Genomic DNA, 2,076 nt, shown 5'->3' on the forward strand with positions numbered 1-2,076 from the left:
CGCATGGTCATACGCCGGCTCCCGCCAAGGGGGACGTCAAACGCGTGACGTCGCTGGCTATTCCGATAAGGCCAGAGACCGGCGCGGTCCAGTTCAAAGTGAATCCACACGTCCGCGATGCCGGGCAGGCACGGCGAAAACCGCGGGACCGCACCTATTGGCCAAGCAGGCTGATGCGGTCTGTCACGTCACGGTCGCTGGCAAAGCCGTCATCCTCGCGCAGCCGCTGGCCGATCATCTTCACCAGCGTCGGATTGTCGGCGAACTTCGTATGGTTGAAGCTGTCCGATCCCTTGACCTTGGACAGGTCGACGACCGACACGCCATAGGAGGCGAGATCGGCGGCATCCTTGTAGTCGCCGACGCGCGGCCGGGATCCGGCGATCAGGCCGGAGAGCCGCAGCGCGCGGTCGTCGTCCGACAACAGCAGGATGAACGGCTTGTCGGGCTTGCCATAGCGCCGCATCTGGCTCTTGAACACGTCGACATCGATGTCGGGCGAAGCCAGCACCACGTCGCCGAGCTTGCCGCCGAGATCGCGGTCGCCGGTGATGGCCATCTGCCGCAGCGTTTCCATGGTGACCCAGGTTCCGAGCGAATGCGCGACGATGTCGATGCGCCGCGCGCCGGACTGCTCCAGCATCCTGAGCGTCACCTCCAACTGGTCGCGGGCAGCGCTGGCGCTTTCCTTGTCATAGACGTAGTCGGTGGTCCTGGCACCCGATGCCCAGGAAAACAGCACGGGCGTGCCGGGATAGCCGGAATCATGGACGATCTGGGTGAGGCGATAGACGGCGGCATCGAAGCCGGTGTTGTAGCCATGCACGAAGACCATGACGCGGCCGCCACGCGCCGCGATGTCGGCATTGAGCGCGCTGGAGAATTTCGGCTGCGTGTCGTAGCCGACGACCTCGGAAGCCATGAAATATTTGGCCGGGTCATCCGACTTGCCGCGCGAGCGGCGCTCGATCTGGCCGGTCTTGTGAAGCCCCGGAACGGTGACGTTGACGCGGGCATAGTTCAGCGTCGCCGAGCGTTCGCCGTCGAAAACCTTGTTGGGATCGTCGGATTTCTTGCGCGTCGTGGCGATGAAGATCGAGTGGTTGCCGGCGATCTCCGTCACCGGCGCGGACACCATGGCGCTGCCCAGCAATTCCTGTGTTTGCTGGCCGGCGCAGCCGGCGACGAGCAAGGCCAGGACAACGATAAAAATCTTCTTCAAAGGCACGCCTGAATTTCCAACTCCGGCCGAAAGGCCTGTCTATCCTCACGATACCTCCCGGACAGGCAGAGTGCGGCAGAACTAAGTCATGTCCAGTCGAAATGTGATCGGCGCCCCGCTACGGCCATCGCAGTGTTGCGCGAAAGCCAAAATGGCGGCGTCGCCGCCGGCCTTCCAATTCCCGCAGAGATAGCGATTTTAAGCCGCCTGATGCCAGGGGCATGAGAATGTACCCACAAGTAACTGAAAATATTCCGCAAAATTTCCGCTCGGAACGACGCACATGATGGACGATGGCGCCACGTAGCCGGATATGCAATAGGCTGGCTCGCGCCGCACCTTGTCCCGGCGCTCAACAACCGAACGTGCGCGACCCGATCAATGATAGAGGTCCGCGGACAGCGTGCAACACAAGGTGGCTTTCCCAAGGGTGGTTTCCGATGAACAGTTTCTCTTCCCGCGTTGCTGCCGCTGCCGCCGCGATCCGCCAGATCTTCCCTGAAACGCCGCTGCAGGAAAACGATTATCTGTCGAAAAAGACCGGCGCGCGGGTGCTGTTGAAGCGCGAGGACCTGTCGCCGGTCCGCTCCTACAAGCTCCGCGGCGCCTTCAATTTCTTCCGCAAGACACTGGCGGCCGGCAACGAGGCTGAACTGTTCGTCTGCGCGTCCGCCGGCAACCACGCGCAGGGTTTTGCTTTCGTCTGCCGCCATTTCGGCAGGCGAGGCGTCGTGTTCATGCCGGTGACGACGCCGCAGCAGAAGATCGACAAGACCAAGCTGTTCGGCGGCGATTTCATCGAGATCAGGCTGGTCGGCGATTTCTTCGACGACTGCTATCGCGCGGCCCTGGAA

Annotated in this window: 2 protein-coding genes; one reads left to right on the plus strand and one right to left on the minus strand. The window is 62.2% G+C overall.

The features are described 5' to 3' along the window. Nucleotides 1-154: 154 nt before the first annotated feature. Nucleotides 155-1,228 (minus strand): alpha/beta hydrolase, encoded by a 1,074-nt coding sequence (locus EN893_RS30775; RefSeq protein WP_127270256.1) that lies wholly within the window; start codon nt 1,226-1,228, stop codon nt 155-157. A gap of 434 nt (nt 1,229-1,662) precedes the next feature. On the opposite strand from EN893_RS30775, the gene EN893_RS30780 reads away from it, so the two are divergent. Further along, the coding region (locus tag EN893_RS30780; protein ID WP_128362052.1) for a pyridoxal-phosphate dependent enzyme at nt 1,663-2,076 on the plus strand (414 nt) is incomplete at its 3' end.

This window comes from Mesorhizobium sp. M7A.F.Ca.CA.004.04.2.1, assembly GCF_004022825.1.
In the GTDB taxonomy this organism is placed as follows: Bacteria; Pseudomonadota; Alphaproteobacteria; order Rhizobiales; family Rhizobiaceae; genus Mesorhizobium.